Here is a 24085-nt window from a genome sequence, read left to right as displayed (position 1 = left end):
GCTTCTCCCCGAAAGGCCGGCACCGAAGGCGGATTGAAGTGGTGTCGGCTAAGGGCCGCGATAGCCGGCATTTGTTACCCTGGCCCGCGTGCTTTCGGTTTCGGCCGACCAAAGCCATAAAAATTTTTGGTCCCCCTCTTGAAACCAAAAACGACTTTGCTAGTTTTTTTGTCGCCACCGAACGGTGGTGTCCGGAAGCCTCGTGGGTCCGGACCGTTGAGACGGGCACCGGTCGTGTCCGGTGCCGCTCGTAACCATCTTGCTCTTTGGAGGATTTGGCTATGCGCACTTATGACTTCTCGCCCCTTTGGCGTTCGACCGTTGGCTTCGACCGCCTTTTTGACCTCGCGGAAATGGCCCAGCGGGCCGGCGAGGACAATTATCCGCCCTACAATATCGAGAGGCTCTCCGAGGACCGCTACCAGATTTCGCTGGCGGTTGCAGGTTTTGCGCCCCACGAGATCTCGATCACGGCCGAGCAGAACGTGGTCACCATTGAGGGCAGCAAGTCGGACAAGGCCGAGCGCGATTTTCTCTATCGCGGCATCTCGACCCGCAACTTCAAGCGCCAGTTCAATCTGGCCGACTATGTTCAGGTCAAGAGCGCCGCGTTCGACAATGGCTTGCTCAAGATCGAGCTGGTCCGGGAAATCCCTGAGGCCATGAAGCCGCGCCGTATCGCAATCGGCGTGCCGAGTGACAACGTCCAGAAGCTGGAAGCCAAGGCGGCCTGAGCCGTCTCCGACCGGCGCCGCGCGAGACTTCGCGCGGCTGCCACTCGTCGTCAATGCAAAGGAGGATATCATGCGGCCGACGACCGCTGACGACAACGTGTTTGACTTCAACGCGCTCCTGCATCCCGGCACCGCTTTCGACCATCCCCGGGATGTCGTGTGCCACACCGGCCTGACGACGGCCGAGAAGCGGGCGATTCTGGCATCCTGGGCGTCTGACGCATCCGCGATCGCATCATGCCCGTCGCTTCGCTCGCCCGCCGGATTGAAGAAGCCCGTATCGATCGATGAAATTCTCGAGGCCCTGTGCGAACTCGACGGGGGACCCCGAAATCCTCCGGGTGGAAAGCCTTGCCGGTTGCGCTCGACCGAACGTGCCCTGGCTGCCTGAGATGAAAGGGGGCGAGTGATGATCGAGGGACACCTTGAACGCCTGCGTACCCATCGCACCAATATTCGGCGCTACCGCAGGCTGCTCGCGACGCGTCTGTCGGACCTGGAGCGAGCGTATATCGCGCGCCGGATGAGGGAGGAGCAGCGCTCCGTCGAGGCACTTTTGCACGAGACGTTTCCCGATCGCCTCTCGCTGCAGATGGATCGCCGACGAACGACGGACTTGGAGATGGCCGGGCTATTGCATCCAGCCGAGGCGTTCGCCCATCCAATGGACGTTGTCGATGATTGCGACCTGACATCGTACGAGAAACGGGCCATTCTATCGTCTTGGGCCGTGGATGCCTGCGCCGTGAAAGACGATCGGGACTCGAACCAGACGATCGATGGAGCTGGGAGCTTCGACGACATCGTGGATGCCCTGCGTCTTCTGGAGTCCGGTTCGGATCGAAAGACCGATGGCTCCAACCGAAAGGGCCGACGTTCTGGCCGTCATGAGGCAGACGGTAATCCTGCTTTGTAGACGATGCATCCTGTTGCTCTGCCGCTACGAGAGCGCGGCAGATGTGAGAAGATTTTTGAGCACTGCGAGGGAGAAATGTCTCGAGCTGTTTCTCAGAGATTGCCGTCGCTCGGCACCGATCTGACGACCTATCTGACGGAAATTCGAAAATTTCCGATCCTCTCTCAGGACGAAGAGGCCACCCTCGGTCGGCGATGGCGAGACCGCGGCGATCGTGAAGCGGCTTATCGCTTGGTGACGAGCCACCTGCGTCTCGTTGCGAAAATCGCCATGAGATATCGAGGGTATGGGCTACCCATTGCCGATGTCATTTCCGAGGGCAATGTCGGCCTGATGCAGGCCGTGCGACGATTCGATCCGGAGCGGGGTGTCCGCCTGTCCACCTATGCCATGTGGTGGATCAAGGCGACGATCCAGGATTTTGTTCTTCGCTCCTGGTCGCTGGTGAAGATCACGGCGGACGCTGCCCAGAAGAAGTTATTCTTCAAACTGAGGCAATCGAAGAGTGCGATCTCCGCCTTGGAGGAGGGGGATCTGAGGCCAGAACAGGTCAAGACGATCGCCGCGCACCTCAGGGTATCCGAACGTGACGTCGTGAACATGGACCGACGCTTGCGTGGCGACTTGTCCCTGAATTTGCGCCACAACCATGCCGGTGACGTCGGCGATGCCCTCGAACGGCTGGTTGATCCGTCGCCTCCCCATGACGTGACGTTGGCCGAGGACCAGGAGCTGGCTCAACGGCGCCAGGCTTTGTCTGCAGCCATTCAAAAGCTGAGCCCCCGTGAAAGGCATATCTTCACCGCACGCTATTTGAGCGAAGATCCCCCGAAGCTCGAGGCGCTGGCCTCGGAGTACGGAATATCGCGCGAGCGCGTCCGCCAGATCGAGCAACGGTCATTTGAAAAGGTACAGTCCGCGATGCTGGCAGGAGGCCATCACCGGACTCTTGCATCGCAAGAAGCCTCCCGCAAAAAATAACGTGCCAATTCCAACATCCGCCCCGAGTGGCAGCTGTTACTTGCAGCCCCGGCAAATCGTAAGCTTGCCCTTTAGCTCGTCATCGTTCCCGGGATTGGCCGTCTGTTGCCTCGAGACATGATCTGCTGCTTGATTGAGCTTGGGCTGCCTTGCCTCGTGCGACCTGACGGGTCGTGTCGTCCGGCTTGGGGGGGCATCGTCGATGCCGACGCTAAAGCCATCGTAATCGGGGGCCGCCCCGGCAGACGGCGACGGCCTGTTGATCGCTTGTGCGGGCGAAGCGCGGTCGGACTGCGACGGTGTGTGTTCGACAGCCGCAGATCGTGAAGCGGCGCGTGGTGGCACATCTTGGGCGGCTCGGGGCGGCACCGAACCCTTGGCGGTCGCCGTCGGCGGCCGAGCGTTGGTTGCGTCCGGAGATGCGGCCTCTTCATTCGACGCCGGCGGCGCAAGCGAAAGCGGAGGGAAAGGCGACGTCTGACATCTCGCACTGTCGTGTGACCAGATTGCCGCCGCAAACAGACCAAGGGCAAACAGCGTTGCGCTTTTCATTTTTTCCGTCCTGCAAATTACTAAAAAATGATCGCGTGACCTTCCACGGCTACGCGTTGGCGAAAATGCCGGATCTGACATGACGACCAAAATTGACGGAAGTGGGGAGCCACAGGCAGATCAACAATGGGTCCGGGATTTGACGAACCGGCGGATCGTCCGCCATGGGTCAAAACCGGAAGAACTCAGGCTGAGTATATCAAGTCGGCTTCACCCCAAAGAGCCGACATCCAGCGGACATGCCGGGTCGGCCGCTTGGGGCCAAGAGCGGAAGTGGCGCCTACCGTCACAACGATGCCGGGACACGCAAAACGTAGGCGGCGCGTGACTATTCTGGCAATCCGGCGCGTCGTAGACCTTCCGCATATCTAGCAAGATCGTCGGGACGGCGCAGCGGTACGTGATCGGCCACACTAGATACTCTAAATGCAGGATCTATTTCCAGCACTCGCTTTGCCGCTTTCTGGGCTTGCTCCAGTTGACCGGAATTTCCGGCGCTAGTCGCGATAATTCTAATGGCGGGCAAGAAGTTCGGATCCTCCCGCGAGGCTTTTTCAGCCCAAAAAACCGACTCGTCATATCGGCCGGCAACGAAATGGGCGAGCGCCATAGCCGTCTGCATCGAGTAGAGACTGGGATCGAGCGGGCTCAGTCGCATAGCGTGAGCCAAATGTTCAATCGCCGTTTCCGGCTCTCCGCGAAATGCCTTGAGCAGGCCACCGTATTGCCATGCAGAGGAAAGATGCGGATTGAGCGCAAGCGCCCGTTCGATAAGGTCAGCGCCTTCCTCCGGTTCGAACGCAACCCGCGCGAGAGCGTAACCGGCCCGTGACAGAACTGCCGCGTCTTCTCTTCCCAGCTCCGCCGCGCGTCGGGCCACTTTGGCGGTCTCGGCTGATTCCTTTGCAACATCTGTCATCCAGCCGTTTGCTTTGCGTAGGGTGAAGCACCGCGCCACCATCGCATGCGCTAGTGCAAAATTGGGATCGATCTCGATGGCTTTGTAGAAGTGCCGAAGAGCTTCCTCGTTCTCGTCCTTGGTTGCGCCTTCGACAACCGCAAGCCCGCGAAGATAGTAATCATAGGCATCCAGCTTTTCGGTCGGCTTTCGCTTAGAGCGTTCAATCTCGGCCTGGTCGAGCTTCGGTGCAATCGCGGCAACCACGCTCGTGGTGATCCGGTCCTGAAGTCCGAACACATCTTCAAGTGATCCATCGAACTTGTCTGCCCACAGATGCGAGCTGCTCGCGGCATCGACCAACTGCCCGGTTATTCTGACCCTTGCTCCCGCCTTGCGGATGCTGCCTTCGAGCACATAACGAACGCCCAGCTCCTGGCCGACCTTCTTGATGTCGACCGCCTTACCCTTGAAAGTGAAGCTCGAATTGCGCGCGATGACGAACAGCGACTTGAAGCGCGACAGTGCAGTGATGATGTCCTCGACGATTCCGTCCGCGAAATACTCCTGCTCAGGATCGCCGGACATGTTTTGAAATGGCAACACGGCGATGGACGGCTTGTCGGGAATCGCGAGCGCTTGCGATTGGCCTGAATGCAAGCCCGGTTGCGGTCTCGCCACGTGTTGATCAGCAAGCTGAAGCCGCCACGCCCGCATCGGCTCCACAATGTTCTTCAGGTTTTGAGGCCCAAGATCATCACTGACGATTTCGACCTTGCCCCGTATTTGCCGATAGGCGTCATCGGAGATACAAACTCCGCCCGGCTCAGCAATACTCTCCAGCCGCGCGGCGATATTGACGCCGTCGCCGAAAATATCGTTGTCGTCAAAAATGATGTCACCGACGTGGATGCCGATCCGGAAATCGATGCGGTGCTCTGGGAAATTCACATTCTGACTGGACATGCCGCGCTGAATCTCAACCGAGCAGCGAGCGGCATCCACCGCGCTGGCGAACTCCACCAGCAACCCGTCACCGGTGGTCTTGACGATGCGGCCGCGATGAGCGGCGATGGTGGGGTCGACCACGGCATTTCTGACAACCTTTAGCCGGGCCAGTGTGCCCTCCTCATCGGCACCCATGAGGCGGCTATAGCCAGCGACATCCGCCGCAAGCACTGCCGCTAACCGCCGTTCAACGCGCCCGCCTGTCAAAAGGCCTCCGAAATCGGAAAATGACCCGCTGCATCAAAGCATGGCAGGCTGTTGTCCGGCTAGGGCCAATGTCCGGTCAGGGTCAAAAGCTGACGTCAGCTCCGGCCGGTCGGATGTCGGCTTTGGGGCCAAGAGCGGACGTCCCGCATACTTCCCAATCACATGAAAGTGCGGTCATATGGCGCCCGCTGATGCTTGGCATGTTGCGGACAAGATGTCCGCTTGCATGGGGGAATGCACGTGAAGGACCTCGCTGGAAAGACGGCGTTCGTGACCGGTGCAGCGTCGGGCATTGGATTGGGGATCGCGACCGCTCTCGCCCAGGCCGGCGCGAAGGTCATGCTTTGCGATATTGAGGAAGCAGCCCTGTCCACGGCGCTCGAGCAACTGAGGCGCACCAACGCCGATGTCGACGGCGTGAAAGCGGACGTTTCACTGAAAGCCGAACTCCACGCCGCCGCCGAAGCCACGACGGCTCGCTACGGCAAGGTGCATATCCTCGTCAACAACGCGGGCGTCGGCGGCGGTGGGCCTTATGGCACCTGGACCGACGCGTCGTGGAATTGGACCCTGGGCGTCAACCTGATGGCGACCATCTGGGGGATCGAGATTTTCGGGCCGTTGATCGAGCAGCACGGCGAGGGTGGACACATCGTCAACACGGCCTCGCTCGCCGGCATCATTTCAGGGGGAAGCACGGCCTACAACGTGTCGAAGTATGGCGTCGTCGCGTTGTCCGAGGGGCTGCGGCCCGAACTCGCGCCGCGCGGGATCGGCGTATCGGTGCTGTGTCCCGGGTTTATCCGCACTCACATCATGGACTCCACGCGCAATCTCCCCAAGCGCTTCGAGGGGGCGACCCGTCCTTTGCCGACGTCGGGCCCGCTTGCCGAGCGGATCAATCTGGTCCGCCAACGCATCTCCGATGGTATCGATCCGATGTACGTCGGTGAACTCGTCCGCGAAGGCATCGAAAGCGATTGGCCCTATATCTTCACCGACCTCGAATTCGAACCGGTGGTCGACGCGCGCTTCGCCGCGATCAAGCAAGGCTTCGACCATATCCGCGGGCGTGACCCGAAACGTTAAGCGTAAGGTGTCCGCGCTGCGAATGATGTGCAATTGCAGCGCGCGTCGATGTCGCGCGAGTCGTCAGGCGGTTCATCCTGTCATCAAAAAAAGATCGGCTGCGCGAATAATGTTCACGCCTTGCACCGCCATGGCCGCTCCACATGTCCGCATCGCAATTCTTGGGTCAGGTTTGGGTCCCCAAACCGCCCAGTTGCGAATTGTGGAGACGGACTATGGACTTCCTCGGTTTTCTTAATGGCTCAGGTTTAACCCAACCGGCCATTTGGACCGCAGTCGCGATCGCGTTTGTGATCCTGCTGCGGATATCGAACGTATTTCGCTACATTCCCAACAATCAGGTCGGCATCGTCGAGAAGCTGTGGGCGATCAAGGGCTCGATCGGCGGCGGCTTCATCGCGCTGAACGGCGAGGCCGGTTATGAGCCGGAGGTGCTGCGCGGCGGCCTGCACGTGATGTTTCCCTTCATGTACCGGATCCACCGCTCGGACCTCGTGACCGTCGGCCAGGGCAAGATCGCCTATGTGTTCGCGCGCGACGGCGCGCCGCTGGAGCCGTCGCAGGTGCTCGGTGCCAACGACACCGAGGACAAGTCGGACTTCCAGGACGCACGCCGCTTCCTGCTCGGCGGCGGCCAGAAGGGCCCGCAGCGCAAGATCCTGCGCGAGGGTACCTATGCGATCAACACCACGCAGTTCGCCGTCATCACCGACGAGCGCGTCTACGGTCACGCCCTGAGCGAGCGTGAGCGCGGCGTGCTCGAGAGCATGCAGCTCACCATCACCGAGCGCTGGGGCTTTGCTCCGGTCGTGCTGGCGGCCGATCACGATCTGGTCGGCATCGTCACCGTGCATGACGGCCCGTCGCTGCCTCCGGGCGAGATCATCGCGCCCGAGGTCGGCATCGCGCTGCGGGATGCTGCGACCTTCCACAACAATTTCCAGGAGCCGGAGAAATTCCTGAGCGCCGGCGGCTATCGCGGCCGTCAGCTCCAGGTCATCGTCGAGGGCACCTGGTACATCAACCGCCTGTTCGCGACCGTCGAGGCGGTGCCGAAGACGGTGATCCCGGTCGGTAATGTCGGCGTCGTCATCTTCTACACTGGTCCGCGCACCGACGACGTCTCGGGCGAGCAATATCGCCATGGCGAACTGGTGCTGAACGGCAGCCGCGGCGTCTGGAAGGAGCCGCTGTTGCCGGGCAAATACGCCTTCAACACCTACGCCGGCAAGATCGAGGTGATCCCGACCGTCAACTTCATCCTGAAATGGATGCGCGGCGAGGTCGGCGCGATGAAGCTCGACGAGAACCTGTCGGAGATCTCGCTGATCACGAAGGATGCGTTCGAGCCGACGCTGCCGCTCTCGGTGGTGATGCATATCGACTACAAGAAGGCGCCGATGATCATCCAGCGCTTCGGCGACGTGAAGAAGCTGGTCGAGCAGACGCTCGACCCGATGGTCTCTGCGTTCTTCAAGAACATCGCGCAGAAGATGACCTTGATCGAGCTGTTGCAGAACCGCGCCGCGATCCAGGAGGAGGCGGCGCACGACATGAAGGCGAGGTTCGAGAGCTATTCGCTCGACCTTCAGGAGGTGTTGATCGGCACGCCGCGCGCAGCTCCCGGCGACCACACCATCGAGAACATCCTGATCCAGCTGCGTTCGCGCCAGATCGCGCGCGAGCAGATCGAGACCTATCAGGAGCAGGAGAAGGCCGCGGTGCAGGAACGCGCGTTGAACGAAGCCAAGGCGACGGCGGCGGCGCAGTCGGCGCTGACGCAATCGCTGATCCAGGTCAAGGTCAACGAGAACGAGGGTGCGGCGGCGCTGGCCCGCGCGCAAAAGGATGCCGAGACGCGCAAGGTGACCGCGGCCGCGGTCGGCGAGCAGTCGCGGCTCGAAGGCCAGGGCGAGGCCGACCGCGTGCTGGCGGTCGGCACCGCCAACGCGCAGGCGACCAAGCTCGCGGTCGATGCCTATGGCGGGCCGGAATACCGGCTTGCCGAGCAGAATTTTGCAAAATTCGCCGAGGCGCTGACGCGGATCAACCAGCCCCTGGTGCCGCAATTCCTGATGTCGGGCGGGCAGGGGCAGGAAGGCAGCAGCGCCGGCCTGATCCCGACCGCGATGCTGAGCTCGATGTTCGGCCAGATGATGCCCGGCGCATTGGAGAAGCTGAAGGACGAAGCGCCGAAGGCCGCACGCCGGACCAACGGGCAGTAAGGCGAGGCACCTCTCCCAAGGGAGAGGTCGACGCGAAGCGCCGGTGGGGTTACGGTCCCTCGCTGGAGCTGCGACCCCTCACCAAATTTGCTGCGCAAATCCACCTCTCCACTACGGGGAGAGGTGGACCGGTTCTGCGGTTGCTTGATCTCAAAATGCGGCATCCGAGCCTCGGCACGAGGTGCTCGCCGTATTCCCGGATAGCGAACTTAGCAGCATCCACCCGTTCGGGCAGCGCGAGATACTGCTCGATGGACACCTCCTGAAAGCTAACATCTAGTCCGGTTGGTGCCAATGTTGTTCGGTTCGTGCCAAGTTCGACAGAAGCCGTTGTCACGACAGTCGCGCCAAGATAGGTAGGTCGCGCAATTCGCCCAGAGTGATTGACAGGTGGGAGCATGCGTAATGGATATGCTTGCTTATTGCCAAGCAATGGCCAGCTTTTGCCGCCAGCGCGCAGTATTTGAAAATGAAGACGCCTCGTTTTGGATCAACGAAGCAGAAGGTTGGGACGAGATTAGCTTCGAGATGCAGACTCGGCCGATCCAGTTCCGACTCGACGAATGTGGGAAGCCAGAGCCGGAGGACCATTGCGTGGAAGCAGAATTGGCTATTTCCAGCGGCAACGGCCCGGCATCTTCGTTCGACGTGCAGCAGCCTGTCTAGCCACGCGCAATCGCTGCTGCCTCGGCGGCGGCGCGCTGCATGCTGCTAGACATCTCGTTGGTCACCGTAGATTGCTCCTCGACAGCAGCCGCCGTCGAGGTAACGTACTCGCTGACGCTGTTGATTGCTTGCTTGATCGAATTCAGCGCGTTCACCACATCCGCCGAAATGCCATTGAGGCTGCCGATCTCTTGAGCGATCTTGTCGGTCGCTTGCTTGGCTTGATTGGCGAGACTCTTGACCTCGGACGCCACCACCGCAAAGCCACGGCCAGCCTCACCTGCACGGGCAGACTCGATAGTCGCATTCAGTGCAAGGAGATTGATCTGGCCAGTAATGTTGTTGATCATCTCGACGATGCCGCTCATCGCCTGCGCGGCGTTGGAAAGACGCTGTGCTTGTGCATCTGCCGTGGCGACCTGCTCGACGGCCCCCAAAGCGGTCTCCCGCGATTTGGTCATCGCTTCGGAGATTTCCCGCACTGAAGCATTGAGCTCTTCTGATCCTGCTGCAACCGACTCCATCATGTTACGGACGCGTTCGTTTCCTATGCGCGTCAGGACCTGGCTCGTAACATCGCTGGCGTATTTAACGACCTTGAACGGCTTGCCGTTGAGATCAAAGATTGGATTGTAAGAAGCTTGAATCCAAACTTCTTTGCCTCCCTTGCCGATGCGCTTGTACTCTCCGGCTTGGAACTGGCCCCGATTGAGCGACGTCCAGAATTCGCGATACTCGGCGCTGGTGCGCTCCACGTGCTCCACAAACATGCTGTGGTGTTGCCCCTTGATCTCGCCAAGGGAGTAACCGAGGGCCTGCAGGAAATTGTCGTTGGCTTCAACGATGGTTCCGTCCAATTTAAACTCGATGACGGCCTGAGACTTCCTGATCGCGTCGATCTGGCCGGACAGGTCGGCATTCCGCAGTTTTTGGTTCGTGACATCGGTCGCGAACTTGACAACCTTAAAGGGCTTGCCCTTTTCATCAAGAACCGGATTGTAGGACGCAAGGATCCATACCTCCTTGCCTCCCTTTCCGATCCGCTTGTATTCGGCGGCCTGGTATTCACCACGATTGAGCGAGGCCCAGAATTCGCGGTAGGCTGCGCTATCCCGCTCCTCAATCGGCATGAACATGCTGTGGTGTTTGCCCCGAATTTCGCCCAGAGAATAGCTCAAGGCATTTAGGAAGTTTTCGTTAGCGGTCACGATGGTGCCGTCGAGATTGAATTCGATCACCGCCTGCGCTCGGCCGGCAGCCGAGGCTTGGGCCGCATAATTCAGGTTTTGCAGGCGTACCGTCGCGTCGGCCCATTCAACGACGAAGCCGACCCGGCGTCCGTCAGCCTGCAACAGCGGCGATGCCAACAGGTCGAACGTCCTCTGACCTACTTTGATGGTCGCGCGATGCTTGGCGCTGAGACCCTCCAGCATGCGTCGCTGATGGCTCGGGTTCTTGTGAAAGATATCGATATTGCTTCCGATCAGCGTGTCGACGCTGAACTGCGGCAGCTCCTTCTTAAGATCAGATTCCGCTTCGCGCAGAAGCTCAACGACGGCGTCGTTCATGTAGACGATGTTGAGGTTCTGGTCCGCCACCATGATGCTGGCGCCGATTGTTTTGGCCGCGAGGAGAGCAAGGCGGTCAGCGCCTAGGTTACGGCTAAACATGGTTTGTCTCCGATTCCGTGAGTTTCGTCATTGATGGGAAGGCGCTTCACGTTTTCGATGTCGCGCTGCGGGCGACCTCAAGCCATTCTGCAACGAGTGCGGCGTTGGCCAGAATCAGTTCGCGGGCGGCAGTGTCGCCGAGATCACGAGCGAGCAGCCGGGCCTGCGTATTTACGAGATCGAGAAGGAGTATTGCCTTGCGAACATCTTCCTTCGTTTCCATTGGCGCATCGCGGACAACGGACAGCGCAACCGACATGCTCCCGAGAGCATCCGTCATCTGCGGCCGGGGCCTGCGTCCGGGCTGCAGCGATTGGCGAATTCGGGGGAATTGAACCACTTGAGCCAAGGCCTATTTCTCACCTCAGTTATGGCGTTGCGCCGATCGCGCTCAATTTGAGCGAGACCGATCAACTCAACACCGTCAAAAGTCGGTCATCGTGCCACTCGCGGCCGTCGACACGGATTGTCGCGCAGTGTGGGCGCGCAGGTTTTCCAACGTACGGCGCTGGTGACGAATGCATTCCAAACGTTAGATGCATTCGGTTAAACCGGGATTTGTACATTTCCTGCCAATCCGACTGCGCCCATCGCGTTCAGCAAGCGCAGTTCGCGGGTGAGTCTGTCGCATGTCAGCGGATCAGCCGGAATTGGCAGTTTCCGGCCAGCACGTGGCACAGGATGGCCAGCGATCCATCTTCCGCTGTGCAATTTGAGATTGCTGGAAAAACTCGTCCGACGACGTAATATTCGGGGCGGAGCAGGATTCGACTTGCGCGGCCTCGCATATCTCGAGCGTTACCCCGTGGTGCACTCGCGCGACAGCGAGTTTGCACGCGACAAGCTTTATTCTGCTTACGGCGCAACCGGTTTCGAAGCACGGAACGACGGCTTTGGTATCCGCGCTAATTTTGCACAGCTGACGTCGATCGGGTTGGCGTTCTGCTCTTATAACAGCGCTGTTTCCCTGTCCTTTCCGGAGGCGGATTTTGTCCGGCAGTTTTTTTCAATTCAGGGGGACGCGAAATTCAGCACTGCGAACAGGAGCGAGCCGATCGGAGCTTGGAGTCCATTTGTATCGGCTGAGTCCAGGCTTCGGCTCGATTTTGAAGCTGGCTACCGGCAGTTGGTGGTCAGGGTAGATGCGAAAGCTCTCGAACGCTCGTTGAAGAGCCTGCTAGGAGATGCCAGCGACCGGAAATTGACATTCTCCGGCGACGCCCCTGATTCGAGGCAGATGTCGTTCGTTCGCCAGGGTGTTTTTCAGCTGGCCCAGGATCTGGAAACATTTGGTCCAGAATGTTCGCCCATGCTTCTGGCCGAGTTGGAGCGAAGCCTGATCTTAAGGTTCTTGCTGGCGCACCGGCACAACTTCACGGATCGGCTGCAGGGCACGCCTCCTCGCGCGAATCGCTCGGTGGTCAATATCGTCGAAACATTCATTGAGACGAATTGGGACAAGCCTATCGACGCCGTGAAACTTGCCAGCGTTGCCAACGTCAGTGCACGGACAATGTTTAGAGAATTTGCGCTTGCAGGTCATGGCTCGCCGGCGCAATTCGCCAAGCGCATACGACTCCAGCGCGCCGCGGAATGTTTGAGGCAGCCGGATGAACTGACGACTGTAACCGGCGTGGCGTTAAGGTGCGGATTCCAGAACCTTGGCCGCTTTTCCTTCGAATACGCTCGGCTCATTGGAGAACTGCCCTCCGAAACCTTGAGACAGGCTAGGGGACGATTGTGATACCGTCCGCCGCGGAGAATCCGGGCTTTTCCTTACGGAGAACCCCGTAGGGAACGAGTTTGCCACCCCATAAAAATCGTCATGAGCACTGCGGTCAGTATAACAGCCTAAACGGTGTCGCTAAGTGATTTAGGACACTGCGAGATTCAAACCAGGACACACGGGGTCAAGTGCGGACAGACCCATGATCGGGTGAGAACAAGCAGGGAACTGTGAACTACGCTTCGTCCGCGTTGGTCACAAACCGCCCGTGGCGGTCCACCTGACATCAGCTCACCCGAAAGCTAGACTTCGAGAGTCCACGGGCATTCATCTCGCGAGTCCTTCGCCTGCAAGAGCAGCGCGGATGCGATTGCCGGCGCGGCCGAGATTTACACGATTTCGGAATATTAGAAATTTATCCCTGAGTTGCCCGACATGTCAAGCGGCCTTGTCGAGCCGCCGGCTCCTTTGCATGGGGTTGTTTTCGCGTTTTTTGGTCGCGCGCGATTACTCGGTCTTGTCGACGTTCCAGAACACCGGCGGCGCCGGGCCTTCGAGCACGCCGGTCAGCGATTTGCGCCAGGCGCTCGGCAAGCGGAACTGGCCGAGCGGGAGGTAGATCACCTGCTCGTAGGCTTCCTTCTGGATCTCGACCGCGAACTTCTTCTGCTCCTCGGGCGAGGTTGCGCGCGCATAGGCATCGCGCATCTGCTCGAGTTTGGCGTCTTCGGGCCAGCCGAACCAGGCTTTCTTGCCGGTCGCGGCGATCTGGTTGTTGACGATCGGGTTCATCACTTCGGTGGCGCCGGTGAAGGTGAAGAACAGGTTCCAGCCGCCTTCCTTGGGCGGCTTCTGGCTGGCGCGGCGGCTCACCACGGTCTGCCAGTCCGTCACCTGCGCGTCGACGGTGAAGCCGGCCGCGCGCAACAGTTGCGCCGCGACCGTCGGCGGCCCCTTCAGCGTCTGCACGTCGCCGGGGATCATGATCACGACCGGCGTGCCGTCATAGCCCGAGCCGGCGAGCGCCTTCTTGGCCTCGGCCATGCCGTTGCCCTTGATCAGCGTCTCCGCGCCGACGTCGCTGGCGAGCGGCGTGTCACAGGCGAAATAGGAGCCGCAGATCTCGTAAAACTTCGCGTTGCCGACGGTGGCGTCGAGCACGTCCTTCTGGTTCATCGCCAGGAAGGCGGCGCGGCGGATCTTGGGATTGTCGAACGGCGGATGCAGGAAGTTCATCCGGCCCTCGATCTGGAAGCCGAACTTGTTCAGCACGGCCACGGTCAGATCGGAATTGGCCTCGAGCACCGGCAGCAGGTCGATCGAGGGCTGTTCCAGGAAATCGATGTCGCCGGATTGCAGCGCGTTGATCGCGGTCTGCGCGTCGGGCATCGTGATCCATTCGATGCGATCGACCTTGGCGACCTTGCCGCCCGCCAGCCAATCCGGCTTTTCCTTGCGCGGCACGTAGTCGGCGTTGCGCTCATAGACCGCCTTGACGCCCGGCTGGAATTCGCCGGCCACGAACTTGAACGGCCCGCAGCCGACCTGCTCGGGGATCTGCTTGCCGGGCGGTGTCTCGGCGAGCCGCTTCGGCATCATGAACGCGACATAGGAGGAGGGCTTTGCCAGCGACTCCAGCACCAGGCCATAGGGCTCCTTGAGCTTGAGCACGATGGCCTTCGGGCCGTTCGCCTCGAGCGAAGCGGTGAATTCGGCGAGCTTCTGCGCCATGCCGTCGACGGCGGTCCAGCGCTTCAGCGAGGCGATGCAGTCCTCGGCCGTGACGGGCGCGCCGTCATGCCATTTCAGGCCGTCGCGCAGCGTGAAGGTGTAGGTCAGTCTGTCGTCGGAGATCGTCCAGTCTGCCATCTGCGGCCGGACCTTGAAGCTGGAATCGATGCCGAGCAGCGTGTCGTAGACCATGTAGCCGTGGTCGCGGGTGATGTAGGCGGAGGTGAAGCCGGGATCGATGATGCGCAGGTCCGAATGCATCACCGCAGTGATGGTCTTGCCCCTGGCCGCGGCGACGGCGCGCGATGACAGGATGGCCGGGGTCGCCATCGCAGGCGGCAGGCTGGCCGCGAGCTTGAGGAGTGTTCTGCGCGAAACATCCGCCATCCACCATCTCCCGATCTGTCGTTGCGCGGGCATCCCTGCCGCAGCGACCGGCATGCTTCACGAATTCGTGGTTGAAAGCAAGCAAGGGCCGCGCCGCCGATTACCGCACTTCGGCGCGCCTTCGCATGGATTGGTGACGCGCGAATGTTCGACGACTGCAACCGTCGACGGGCCCTTCGGCACCGCGCAAGGGCACATCCTGCATGGGAGCCTGTGCTTCCTGCCGCACCTCGACGGCTGTTCGGACGCCGATCAGGCGTGTAGGCTTGCGGTCTGCCGGCCAGCAATAAGGCCATATCCCCCAACGGGAACAAGCAGCGCTGACAAGCAGCCGAGGGAGACCAGAAGAACCGTCATGACCGATATCCGATACGTAGCACCGCGCACGCTTGATGAAGCGATTGGCGCATTTGCTGCCGCCGGGAGTGCCGCCCGCATTATGGCTGGGGGTACCGACTTATTGGTGCAAATGCGCTCCGGCCTGGTGCGGCCGGGATTGATCGTCGACATCAAGAAGATCGGCGAGATGACCGAAATCACCGAGACCGCCGATGGCGGTTTCCGCGTCGGCGCCGCCGTCTCCGGCATGGCGCTCGCCGAGCATCCGCGTTTCGGCAAGGTGTGGCCGGGCGTGCTCGAGGCCGTCAACCTGATCGGCTCCAAGCAGGTGCAGGGCCGGGCCTCCGCCGGCGGCAATCTCTGCAACGGCTCGCCGGCCGGCGACAGCGTACCGGCGATGATCGCGGCGGGTGCCATCGTCACCGTGCAGGGCCCGAACGGCCGCCGCGAGATCAAGGTCGAGGACGTGCCGGCCGGACCGGGCCGCACCAACCTCAAGCCCGGCGAGATTCTCGTCAGTTTTGCGCTGCCGCCACGGCCCAAGGGCTCGGGTGATGCGTACCTGCGGATGATTCCGCGCACCGAGATGGACATCGCGGTGGTCGGCATCGGCGTCAGCCTGACGTTAAAGGACGGCGCCTGCACCGCGGCCCGTGTCGGCCTCGGCGCGGTGGCGCCGACGGCGCTCTTGGTCGCACCCGCAGCGCAAGCGCTTGTTGGCTCGAAGCTCGACGATGCGGCGCTCGAAGCTGCTGCTGCCGCGTGCCGCGCCGCCTGCCGTCCGATCGACGACAAGCGCGGCACCATCGCTTACCGGATCAAAACCGCCGGCGTGCTGCTCAAGCGCACCGCCGCGATCGCCGCCCAGCGCGCGGGAGGACATTAGCACCATGGCGAAACTGCACGTCACCACCTCGGTCAACGGTGAGCCGGTCGAATTCCTGTGCGAGCCCTATGAGACCATGCTCGACGCACTGCGCGGGCAATTGGGGCTCACCGGCTCCAAGGAAGGCTGCTCGTCCGGCGATTGCGGCGCCTGCTCGATCACGCTCGATGGCCGCCTCGTCTGCTCCTGCCTGATGCTCGCGGCCGAAGCCGAAGGCCACGAGATCGGGACCATCGAGGGCATGGCCAAGGGCGACAGGCTGCACCCGTTGCAGCAGAAGTTCCTGGAGCACGCAGCGCTCCAGTGCGGCATCTGCACCTCGGGCATGCTGGTCGCCTCCGAGGCGCTGCTCGCCAGGAATTCCAATCCGACCGAAGAGGAAGTCCGCTTCTGGCTCGCCGGCAATCTCTGCCGGTGCACCGGTTACGACAAGATCGTCCGCGCGGTGATGGAGACCGCGGCTGAAATGCGGGAGACTGCGCGATGAACGTCGTCAACAACAAATGGATCGGCCAGCGCACCATCCGGCCGGATGGCGTCGACAAGGTCACCGGCCGCGCGGCGTTTGCCGCCGACACCACGATGCCCGGTATGATCTGGGGCAAGGTGCTGCGCAGCCCGCATCCGCATGCCCGCATCAAGGCGATCAACACCGCCAAGGCCGAGGCGCTGCCCGGCGTGAAAGCGGTGGTCACCTCGCGCGACATCGTCGACTTCACGATCGAGAAGGGCGCCGTGATGCTCGGCATCCAGGACATGCGCTGGATGTGCCGCAACGTGATGGCGCGCGACAAGGCGCTGTTCCCCGGCCACCCCGTCGCCGCTGTCGCCGCGACCACGGAGGCGATCGCGGCGGAAGCCTGCAAGCTGATCGAGGTCGACTACGAGGTTTTGCCCTGGGCGATCGAGATCGACGACGCGCTCAAGCCTGACGCGCCGATCCTGCACGAGTTCAACAAATTCGACGGCAAGCCCTCGAACATCATGGGCCGCATCGAATCCAGGAAGGGCGACATCGCGACAGGATTCAAGGACGCCGAGATCGTGATCGAGCGCTCCTTCACCACGCGCCCGGTGCACCAGGGCTATATCGAGCCGCATGCCTGCCTGATCTCGGTCGCGGCCGACGGCAAGACCACGATCTGGTCGTCGAGCCAGGGCCAGTTCATGGTGCGGGCGATGACCTCGATGCTGACGGGAATCCCGCAGAGCGACATCCGCGCCATCCCCGCCGAGATCGGCGGCGGCTTCGGCGGCAAGACCATCGTCTATCTCGAGCCGCTAGCGACCTTGCTCGCCAAGAAGTCCGGACGCCCGGTCAAGATGGTGATGACCCGCGAGGAGGTGATGCGCGCCACCGGGCCGACCTCGGGCTCGAAGAGCACGGTGAGGATCGGTGCGAAGAAGGACGGCACCATCGTCGCCGCGCATGGCAGCTTCTATCTGCAGGCCGGCGCCTTTCCTGGCTCGCCGATCCGCGGCGCGGTCGGCTGCAGCTTCGCGCCCTACGACATTCCGCATGTGCTGTCGGAAGGCTTCGACGTCTGCTCCAACCGCTCCAAGGTCGCGGCCTATCGCGCGCCCGGCGCGCCGATCGGCGCCTATGCGGTCGAATGCGTGCTCGACGAGCTCGCCGAGGCGCTCAAGATGGATCCGCTGGCGCTGCGGCTGAAGAACGCAGCGAAGGAGGGCACCAAGGCCGCGCACGGCCCGGTGTTCCCGCGCATCGGCTATATCGAGACGCTGGAGGCTGCGAAGAACCATCCGCATTATGCCGCGCCGCTCGGCAAATTGCAGGGCAGGGGCGTCGCTAGCGGCTTCTGGTTCAATGCCGGCGGTGAATCCTCAGCGCAGGTGAACATCACCGAGGACGGCAACGTCGTCGTCACGACGGGGCATCCCGATATCGGCGGCTCGCGCGCCGGCATCGCCAACATCTGCGCCGAGCTGCTCGGCATCGACTACAAGCGCGTCTCCGTCATCATCGGCGATACCCAGACCGTCGGTTTCTCCAACCTGACCGGTGGTAGCCGCGTGCTGTTCGCCTCCTCGATGGTGGTGACGCAGGCCGCCGACAAGGTGATCGCGACCTTGCGCGAGCGGGCTGCGAAGATCTGGGAGATCGATCCTGAAGCGGTGAAGTGGGAGAACGGCGCCGCGCATCCGGTCAGTCCGAATGCCGGCCAGTTCGAGCCGCTGACGCTCGCGGACCTCGCCGAGAAGGCGCCGTCGCAGGGCGGACCGATCGGCGCCAGCGTGCAGCTCAACACCCAAGGCGCCGAAGGCGGCTTCGGCACCCATATCTGCGACGTCGAGGTCGATGTCGATCTCGGCATCGTCAGGGTGATCCGCTACACCGCCGTGCAGGATGTCGGCCGCGCCGTGCATCCGAGCTATGTCGAGGGCCAGCTGCAGGGCGGCGTCGCGCAGGGCATCGGCTGGGCGCTGAACGAGGAGTACATCTACAACAAGGACGGCAAGGTCGATAATCCGGGCTTCCTCGATTATCGCATGCCGGTTTGCTCCGACCTGCCGATGCTCGACTGCGCGCTGGTCGAGGTGCCGAACCCGAAGCATCCGCAGGGCGTCAAGGGCGTCGGCGAGGTGCCGCTGGTCCCCGTCATGGCCGCAGTCGCCAACGCCGTCCACAATGCGCTCGGCAAGCGCTTCTACAGCCTGCCGATGTCGCCGCCGAAGGTCTCGGCAGCGCTCGATGCGCCGACGCAGCAGGCCGCGGAGTAGGGAGCGTCGGGCGGGTTAGGGTTCGCTAACCCGCTCCACGGTTCTGTGCCATTGACGCGGCAGTCTTTGCCTCGGCAAGATCGCGGGATGACCAACCCCGACGAACTCTCGGCTTACATGATCTTCAGCCGCAGCGACTGGGCCGCATTGCGGGCCAGCACATCGCTGACGCTCTCGGAGGCCGATCTTGCGGCGTTGCGCGGCTTGAATGGGCCGATCACGACGGCCGAAGTCTCCGACGTCTACTTGCCGCTCACGCGGCTGCTGAACCTGCATTTCTCGGCGGCGCGCAATCTGATGCAGGTGAAGGCGGAATTTCTCGGCCGGCCGGCGCGGCGTTCGCCCTACATCATCGCACTGGCCGGGAGTGTCGGCGTCGGCAAGAGCACCTTTGCCCGCGTGCTGTGCGCGCTGCTGGCCGGCTGGGCCGATCATCCGCGCGTCGAGCTGGTGACGACCGACGGCTTCCTGCATGCCAACGCCGTCCTGGAAGAGCGCGGCCTGATGCGGCGCAAGGGCTTTCCCGACAGCTACGACCTGCCGCGGATGCTGCGCTTCCTCGCGGCGGCCAAGGCGGGCGAGGGCGAGCTGGAATTGCCGGTGTACTCGCATCTGATCGGCGATATCGTGCCGTCGGAGCGGCAGCTGATCCGGCTGCCGGACATCCTGGTGTTCGAGGGCCTCAACGTGCTGCTGGCGCGCGGCAATGCGCCGGTGGTGGTGTCGGATTTCTTCGACTTCTCGATCTATCTCGATGCCGACGAGGCCGACATCCAGTCCTGGTATGTCGAGCGCTTCCTCAAGCTGCAGCCAACCGCGTTCCGAAACCCGGCGTCCTATTTTCACCATTACCGGGACCTGCCGCCGAGCGACGCGCGCGAGGTGGCGGAGCGGCTGTGGCGCGAGCATCATCGCGCCAATCTCAGGGAGAACATCCTGCCGACGCGGACCCGCGCCGACGTCGTGCTGCGCAAGCGCTCCGATCACTCGATCGGCGAGGTCTGGCTGCGGGAGACGTAGCCGCGTCACGGCGTCGGGCGAGTTACGCTTCGCTAGCCTGCCCTCGGTCCTTGTCGTTACCGCAACTCCTTCCCCAGCTGCGCAAGCACCGTCTCGCAGGTCATCAGATCGAGATGCCCGCCGCCGGCGTTCTTGAAGAAGGTGATGTCGCTATCCGACAAGCGGCCCTTCACCTTGCCGCCGGCGAGGTCGTAATGGTCGCCGAGCACGTCGCTCTCCTTGATCGCGCCGCTGGCGATCGGCTGCAGGATGTCGCCGACGCCGTCGAAGGCGGATTCGCGGCGGTCGACGAAGATGCGCGAGCGCTGCGCCGCCTCGTCGTCGGATTCGCGGGTGTCGGGGGTGAAGCCGCCGACCAGGTCGAGATGGGTGCCGGGCTTCAAATTGGCACCCTTGACCAGCGGCGCGCGCGAGCGGGTGCAGGTGGTGATGATGTCGGCCTCGCGGGTCGCGGCGTCGAGGTCGGTGACGGCCTCGGCGGCAATCCCTTCGCCTTCGAGCTGCGCGGCGAGTTCCTCGGCACGCGCGATGGTCCGATTCCAGATCCGGACCCGCTTTAGCGACGGCCGCACCGTGCGGTGGCCGCGCACCAGCCAGTGCGCCATCTCGCCGGCGCCGACCACCAGCAGCGTCTCGACGTCGGGCCGCGCCAGGTGCTTGGCGCCGAGCGCAGAGTCCGCCGCGGTCTTCCAATGGGTGATCTCGGCGGCGTCCATCACCGCGAGCGGCCGGCCGTCATTGCCGTCGAACAGCACGCAGACCGCCTGCACCGCCGGCAGCTTGCCGTGGGCAAGGTTGCCCGGGAAGCTGGTGTACAGCTTGGTCATCATGAAGCGACCGGCATCGACCGCGCTGCGGGTCACCAGCTGCTGGCCCTTGTCGTCGCCGAGATAGCTGTCATGCACCGCAATCTTCGGCCGCCGGTGCGCGGCCTCGATCGCCTCGATCAGGACCGGAAAGCTCAGGACGCGGTTGACCTCGCTGTCGTCGACAATATGCACGTCAGTCTCCTCCACAGCGCGCTTGCGCTCTCCGGGGCGCGTCGGACGCCCTCAATCTGGCCCGCACTGGATAGCGCGTGGGGAAGGGCAGTCAACATGCACCGCCGCGTGGCACTTGCTATCCTGTGCACCTGATTCTCTCGCAGGTCTCCGCAAGCCGTGGTTGCAGTCGTCGTCGCCATCCTGATCTTCGTACTGTTGACCGGTGCGGCGCTCGCGACCATGGCGATCCATGCCCAGCTCGCGGACCATCACCGCAGCGACGAGACCAATACCTCGGTACGCCTGGTTGCGACCCTGTTCGTCACCATGCCGTCGCTGCTGCTCGGCCTGATGATGAACAATGCCGCCAACACCTATGTGGCGGTCGACCGCAATCTGCATGTCTTCGCCACCGATCTCATCCTGCTCGACCGCAGCATGCGGCCGCTCGGCCCCAGCGCCGACGAGCCGCGCAAGCGGCTGCTCGCCTATGTCGAGCAGGCGCTCAAGGATGCGCCGATCTCGCGCGCGAACGAGGTGTCCGAACATCTGCTCGACCAGGTCGGCAACAGTCTCCGCGAGCTCAAGTTCAACGACGAGCAGAAGATCGCGCTGTGGAACGAGGCCCGGTCGGTCTACCGGCAGGCAGTGCAGCAGCGCTGGACCTTTGTCGAGCAGTCCGACGGTTCGTTTCCGTCGCCGCTGATCTGCATCCTGGTCGGCTGGTTGACGCTGATGTTCGCGACGCTGGGCTTTCGTGCGCCGCGCAACGCGGTCGTGATCTCGATCACCGTCGCCGCGGCGGCGCTGATCGCGGCCGCGATCTATCTGATCCTCGAAATGAGCACGCCGTTCTCCGGCCCGATCCAGCTCTCCGACCGCCCGCTGGTGCGCGCAGCCGAGGAGATCAGGCGATAGCAGCCGTTACTGGCACCTCGCGCAGCCCTGAGGTTGGCCTTGTTGGGCGGGTTGCGCCATCGCTCACCCGCCCGACGTTCCAACGCCAACCCGCTAGCGGCCGCCGCCACCACCGCCGCCGCCACCACCACCACCACCTCAGCCCCCGTTCATCAGGGCCTGATTGTAACGGGGATCGGATTGTTTCATGTAGTCCGGCGAGATGTCGCGGTTGCGCGCGCGACCCGGATCGGCCGTTGACACAGGCTGCCCGCATCCTGCGAAGATCAGGAAACTGCAGGGCGGATCGAATCGCGGCTGAAATGCATGGGCTGCCGTGGTCGTCAGCGCCGTCGTGGCGACGGTAGTGGCCAGCACGGCGGCTGCCGCCGACGCGGTGGTGCTCGCAACGGTGAGTAATGTCACTGATGAAAACCTTGATCGCATCGACATAGGAAATTCCATCCTTCGGTTCGGCGAAACCGGAATGGCCCGCTCGCAAAATTGGACGGGACCTGATGGAAGTGGGTTCGAGCGGGAAGCTGCGATTCTGCGATCTGGACACGACAACGTTAAGGCGCGCGCCTTCACGTAAGGCTCGCGCCTCAAGCGATGCCGGCAGGTTCGCGGGCGCCTTGCGCGCTCAGGCGCGCTGCTTCAGCGCCATGCCCATGCTGATCCAGCTGACACCGGCGCAGATCAAGTCGACGCTGAGGAAGATGCCGAGCACGTAGAGGCTCGACACCGGCCAGCGCGCCAGGATCATGGCGCCGAGCACGAGCGTGATCAGCCCGGAGATCGCGACCATGCCCCACGGCGCGGCCGAGTTCATGCCGAACGCCAGGAAGATGCGGACAATGCCGGACACCACGAGAGCTACGCCGAGGAACAGCGTCAGCGTCGCCGCGGCGAGTAGTGGGTTCTCGAAGGTAATGAAGCCCGCGACGACGTAGAGCGCGCCGAGGAGCAGCCAGAACAGGAACTTGCCCCAGGTCTTGAACTGGAACGCGTTGATGATCTCAGCAACGCCTGCGACGATCATCATGGCGCCGACGAACAGCACGCTGACGACGGTGGCGAAGAACACGCTGCCGAAGGCGAGCACGCCGGCGATCAGGTAGATCACGCCGAGGGCGACGATCCAGCCCCACTTCGCGCGAAGGTTGGCAAGCCCGGATCCGAGGCTGTGAGGAGGTGTGGCGGGTGAGCTGGACGCAGTCGACATCGTATCGCTCCCGAATGCTTGATCAAACCATGCTACCATAGGTCAAGGCGCGGACAAGGGCAGTTGCAAAGTTGGCGCCAAATGCAGTTGGCACTAAATGCGCCGCGACACGTTGATTCAAATCAACCGGCGTGTTGCCGCGCAGCATTGGTTCGGCGACAGCCGGTTTGCATCAGACGACAAACTGTCCAGATCGGACTACAGATTGTCCGGATCGCGCATCTACAGAGGAGGTCGACATGCCCACGACGCACGACAAGGACCACGTCTACAAGATCCTCGAACTGGTCGGATCATCGGACAAAAGCATCGAGGCGGCGATCGAGAATGCGGTCAGCCGCGCGTCGAAGACGATCCGGGAAATGAAGTGGTTCGAGGTGGTGCAGACTCGGGGCCACATCGAGGGCGGCAAGGTTGCGCATTATCAGGTGACGCTGCGGGTCGGCTTCACGCTGGAGTAGGGGCGCGCGTACGGCCGAGCTGTTGAAGCGAGTGGTGTTTCTCCCCGCCGTCATTCCGGGGCGTGCGAAGCACGAACCCGGAATCCGTCGGGCCGCACAATTGCGGCGAAATGGATTCCGGGCTCTCGCTCTGCGAACCCCGGAATGACGGGAAGCGGAAGGCCCCCATCACCGCCGCGACAGCGGCGCGGGGGGGCGGCGGGGCGGTCGAGCCGGCGGCGAGCGAGCGTTGTACCATCACGGTGTCGGACCAGCGGCCGTAACGATAGGCGACGCCCGGCAGGTGACCGACACGGGCAAAGCCGAAGCGGTCGTGCAGCGCGAGCGATGCGGCGTTGTCGCTGTCGATGTAGCCGATCATCTGGCGGAAGCCGGCCGCGGCGCAGGTGTCGACCAGCTCCTGCAGCAGCCGGCCGCCGACGCCCTTGCCGATGAAGCGGTGGTGGATGTAGATCGAATGCTTCACCGTGTAGCGGTAGGCCGGGCGCTTGCGGAACTGGACCACATAGGCGTAGCCGACCACCTCGCCGTCGCACACCGCGACCAGATGCGGCAGGCGGGTGTTGCGCAAATTCTTGCGGCGGTCGCGTAGATCGTCGGGCTCTGGCGTGCCGTTGTCGTCGACGCTCTCCTCGATGCCGTGGCGGATGTGGTGGCGGTAGATCGACAGCATCGCATCGACGTCGCTGTCGCGCGAGGCACGGACGGTGATCTTGTGATCATTCTCCATTGTGCTGCGTCC

General features: G+C 62.5%; 22 protein-coding genes. 14 read left to right on the top strand and 8 right to left on the bottom strand.

What is annotated here, in order from left to right; all coding sequences use genetic code 11:
- The first annotated feature begins 281 nt into the window (after positions 1-281).
- The 4 genes from JQ507_20580 to rpoH all read left to right on the top strand — a co-directional run bounded on the left by JQ507_20580 (position 282) and on the right by rpoH (position 2631).
- Entirely contained in the window at positions 282-734 is a 453-nt protein-coding gene (locus JQ507_20580; GenBank protein ID QRI67375.1) for an Hsp20 family protein, read from the top strand.
- Between the two features lie 70 nt (positions 735-804).
- Positions 805-1125: a hypothetical protein gene (locus JQ507_20575; protein QRI67374.1), complete on the top strand. Its 321-nt coding sequence runs from the start codon at positions 805-807 to the stop codon at positions 1123-1125.
- 18 nt (positions 1126-1143) lie between these two features.
- Positions 1144-1650 (top strand): hypothetical protein, encoded by a 507-nt coding sequence (locus JQ507_20570; GenBank protein QRI67373.1) that lies wholly within the window; start codon positions 1144-1146, stop codon positions 1648-1650.
- Positions 1651-1725: 75 nt separating this feature from the next.
- Entirely contained in the window at positions 1726-2631 is a 906-nt protein-coding gene (gene rpoH, locus JQ507_20565; protein ID QRI67372.1) for an RNA polymerase sigma factor RpoH, read from the top strand.
- Positions 2632-3511: 880 nt separating this feature from the next.
- Here the strand turns inward: rpoH and JQ507_20560 are convergent.
- Positions 3512-5224, bottom strand: a complete 1713-nt coding sequence (locus JQ507_20560; protein ID QRI67371.1) for an adenylate/guanylate cyclase domain-containing protein — start codon at positions 5222-5224, stop codon at positions 3512-3514.
- 312 nt (positions 5225-5536) lie between these two features.
- Here JQ507_20560 and JQ507_20555 point away from each other — a divergent pair, with 312 nt between their 5' ends.
- From JQ507_20555 to JQ507_20545, 3 genes are all read left to right on the top strand, one after another.
- Positions 5537-6385 carry an SDR family NAD(P)-dependent oxidoreductase gene (locus JQ507_20555; GenBank protein ID QRI67370.1) on the top strand — a complete coding sequence of 283 codons (849 nt, stop codon included), beginning with the start codon at positions 5537-5539 and terminating at the stop codon, positions 6383-6385.
- Positions 6386-6600: 215 nt separating this feature from the next.
- Positions 6601-8610, top strand: a complete 2010-nt coding sequence (locus JQ507_20550) for a flotillin family protein (protein ID QRI67369.1) — start codon at positions 6601-6603, stop codon at positions 8608-8610.
- 405 nt (positions 8611-9015) lie between these two features.
- On the top strand, positions 9016-9276 hold the full coding sequence (locus tag JQ507_20545; GenBank protein QRI67368.1) for a hypothetical protein: 261 nt from the start codon (positions 9016-9018) through the stop codon (positions 9274-9276).
- On the opposite strand, the gene JQ507_20540 is transcribed toward JQ507_20545, so the two are convergent.
- Positions 9273-10946 (bottom strand): PAS domain-containing methyl-accepting chemotaxis protein, encoded by a 1674-nt coding sequence (locus tag JQ507_20540; GenBank protein ID QRI67367.1) that lies wholly within the window; start codon positions 10944-10946, stop codon positions 9273-9275. The genes JQ507_20545 and JQ507_20540 overlap by 4 nt on opposite strands.
- Positions 10947-10992: 46 nt before the next feature.
- Entirely contained in the window at positions 10993-11205 is a 213-nt protein-coding gene (locus tag JQ507_20535; protein QRI67366.1) for a hypothetical protein, read from the bottom strand.
- A gap of 513 nt (positions 11206-11718) precedes the next feature.
- On the opposite strand from JQ507_20535, the gene JQ507_20530 reads away from it, so the two are divergent.
- Positions 11719-12690, top strand: coding sequence for an AraC family transcriptional regulator (locus tag JQ507_20530; protein ID QRI73438.1), 972 nt, complete (start codon positions 11719-11721; stop codon positions 12688-12690).
- Between the two features lie 489 nt (positions 12691-13179).
- Here JQ507_20530 and JQ507_20525 read toward each other — a convergent pair whose 3' ends face one another.
- Positions 13180-14790 carry an ABC transporter substrate-binding protein gene (locus tag JQ507_20525; GenBank protein ID QRI67365.1) on the bottom strand — a complete coding sequence of 537 codons (1611 nt, stop codon included), beginning with the start codon at positions 14788-14790 and terminating at the stop codon, positions 13180-13182.
- A gap of 364 nt (positions 14791-15154) precedes the next feature.
- On the opposite strand from JQ507_20525, the gene JQ507_20520 reads away from it, so the two are divergent.
- The 4 genes from JQ507_20520 (at position 15155) to JQ507_20505 (ending at position 19777) form a co-directional block, all read left to right on the top strand.
- Entirely contained in the window at positions 15155-16015 is an 861-nt protein-coding gene (locus JQ507_20520) for a xanthine dehydrogenase family protein subunit M (GenBank protein QRI73437.1), read from the top strand.
- 4 nt (positions 16016-16019) lie between these two features.
- Positions 16020-16502 carry a (2Fe-2S)-binding protein gene (locus JQ507_20515; protein ID QRI67364.1) on the top strand — a complete coding sequence of 161 codons (483 nt, stop codon included), beginning with the start codon at positions 16020-16022 and terminating at the stop codon, positions 16500-16502.
- Complete coding sequence (locus JQ507_20510) at positions 16499-18757, top strand: xanthine dehydrogenase family protein molybdopterin-binding subunit (GenBank protein ID QRI67363.1); 2259 nt, start codon at positions 16499-16501, stop codon at positions 18755-18757. Before JQ507_20515 ends, JQ507_20510 begins: the two co-directional genes overlap by 4 nt.
- 87 nt (positions 18758-18844) lie before the next feature.
- Complete coding sequence (locus JQ507_20505) at positions 18845-19777, top strand: type I pantothenate kinase (GenBank protein QRI67362.1); 933 nt, start codon at positions 18845-18847, stop codon at positions 19775-19777.
- Positions 19778-19833: 56 nt separating this feature from the next.
- Here JQ507_20505 and JQ507_20500 read toward each other — a convergent pair whose 3' ends face one another.
- Entirely contained in the window at positions 19834-20778 is a 945-nt protein-coding gene (locus JQ507_20500; GenBank protein ID QRI67361.1) for a dehydrogenase, read from the bottom strand.
- A gap of 159 nt (positions 20779-20937) precedes the next feature.
- Here JQ507_20500 and JQ507_20495 point away from each other — a divergent pair, with 159 nt between their 5' ends.
- The gene (locus JQ507_20495) at positions 20938-21678 is read left to right on the top strand and encodes a DUF4239 domain-containing protein (GenBank protein QRI67360.1); all 741 of its coding nucleotides are present in this window, start codon (positions 20938-20940) and stop codon (positions 21676-21678) included.
- A 138-nt stretch (positions 21679-21816) separates the two neighbouring features.
- Here JQ507_20495 and JQ507_20490 read toward each other — a convergent pair whose 3' ends face one another.
- Together JQ507_20490 and JQ507_20485 are read right to left on the bottom strand one after the other, a co-directional pair.
- Positions 21817-22035: a hypothetical protein gene (locus tag JQ507_20490; GenBank protein ID QRI73436.1), complete on the bottom strand. Its 219-nt coding sequence runs from the start codon at positions 22033-22035 to the stop codon at positions 21817-21819.
- 265 nt (positions 22036-22300) lie between these two features.
- Positions 22301-22882 carry an HdeD family acid-resistance protein gene (locus JQ507_20485; protein ID QRI67359.1) on the bottom strand — a complete coding sequence of 194 codons (582 nt, stop codon included), beginning with the start codon at positions 22880-22882 and terminating at the stop codon, positions 22301-22303.
- 239 nt (positions 22883-23121) lie between these two features.
- Between JQ507_20485 and JQ507_20480 the strand changes: the two genes are divergently transcribed.
- Positions 23122-23343, top strand: a complete 222-nt coding sequence (locus JQ507_20480) for a dodecin domain-containing protein (GenBank protein QRI67358.1) — start codon at positions 23122-23124, stop codon at positions 23341-23343.
- Here the strand turns inward: JQ507_20480 and JQ507_20475 are convergent.
- Positions 23330-24073, bottom strand: a complete 744-nt coding sequence (locus JQ507_20475) for an N-acetyltransferase (protein QRI67357.1) — start codon at positions 24071-24073, stop codon at positions 23330-23332. The two genes, JQ507_20480 and JQ507_20475, sit on opposite strands and share 14 nt — an antisense overlap.
- Positions 24074-24085 lie beyond the last annotated feature (12 nt).

The sequence above is a fragment of the Bradyrhizobium sp. PSBB068 genome (assembly GCA_016839165.1).
Classification (GTDB): Bacteria; Pseudomonadota; Alphaproteobacteria; order Rhizobiales; family Xanthobacteraceae; genus Bradyrhizobium.
Note: the sequence above shows the minus strand (reverse complement) of the source record. Positions and strands in the feature narration are given on the sequence as shown.

Bases quoted from the DNA above. Each gene is read 5' to 3' on its own strand.
- JQ507_20580 (QRI67375.1), top strand. From the start codon at position 282: ATGCGCACTTATGACTTCTCGCCCCTTTGGCGTTCGACCGTTGGCTTC.
- JQ507_20575 (QRI67374.1), top strand. From the start codon at position 805: ATGCGGCCGACGACCGCTGACGACAACGTGTTTGACTTCAACGCGCTC.
- JQ507_20570 (QRI67373.1), top strand. From the start codon at position 1,144: ATGATCGAGGGACACCTTGAACGCCTGCGTACCCATCGCACCAATATT.
- rpoH (QRI67372.1), top strand. From the start codon at position 1,726: ATGTCTCGAGCTGTTTCTCAGAGATTGCCGTCGCTCGGCACCGATCTG.
- JQ507_20560 (QRI67371.1), bottom strand. From the start codon at position 5,224: ATGGGTGCCGATGAGGAGGGCACACTGGCCCGGCTAAAGGTTGTCAGA.
- JQ507_20550 (QRI67369.1), top strand. From the start codon at position 6,601: ATGGACTTCCTCGGTTTTCTTAATGGCTCAGGTTTAACCCAACCGGCC.
- JQ507_20545 (QRI67368.1), top strand. From the start codon at position 9,016: ATGGATATGCTTGCTTATTGCCAAGCAATGGCCAGCTTTTGCCGCCAG.
- JQ507_20540 (QRI67367.1), bottom strand. From the start codon at position 10,946: ATGTTTAGCCGTAACCTAGGCGCTGACCGCCTTGCTCTCCTCGCGGCC.
- JQ507_20535 (QRI67366.1), bottom strand. From the start codon at position 11,205: ATGTCGGTTGCGCTGTCCGTTGTCCGCGATGCGCCAATGGAAACGAAG.
- JQ507_20525 (QRI67365.1), bottom strand. From the start codon at position 14,790: ATGGCGGATGTTTCGCGCAGAACACTCCTCAAGCTCGCGGCCAGCCTG.
- JQ507_20515 (QRI67364.1), top strand. From the start codon at position 16,020: ATGGCGAAACTGCACGTCACCACCTCGGTCAACGGTGAGCCGGTCGAA.
- JQ507_20510 (QRI67363.1), top strand. From the start codon at position 16,499: ATGAACGTCGTCAACAACAAATGGATCGGCCAGCGCACCATCCGGCCG.
- JQ507_20505 (QRI67362.1), top strand. From the start codon at position 18,845: ATGACCAACCCCGACGAACTCTCGGCTTACATGATCTTCAGCCGCAGC.
- JQ507_20485 (QRI67359.1), bottom strand. From the start codon at position 22,882: ATGTCGACTGCGTCCAGCTCACCCGCCACACCTCCTCACAGCCTCGGA.
- JQ507_20480 (QRI67358.1), top strand. From the start codon at position 23,122: ATGCCCACGACGCACGACAAGGACCACGTCTACAAGATCCTCGAACTG.
- JQ507_20475 (QRI67357.1), bottom strand. From the start codon at position 24,073: ATGGAGAATGATCACAAGATCACCGTCCGTGCCTCGCGCGACAGCGAC.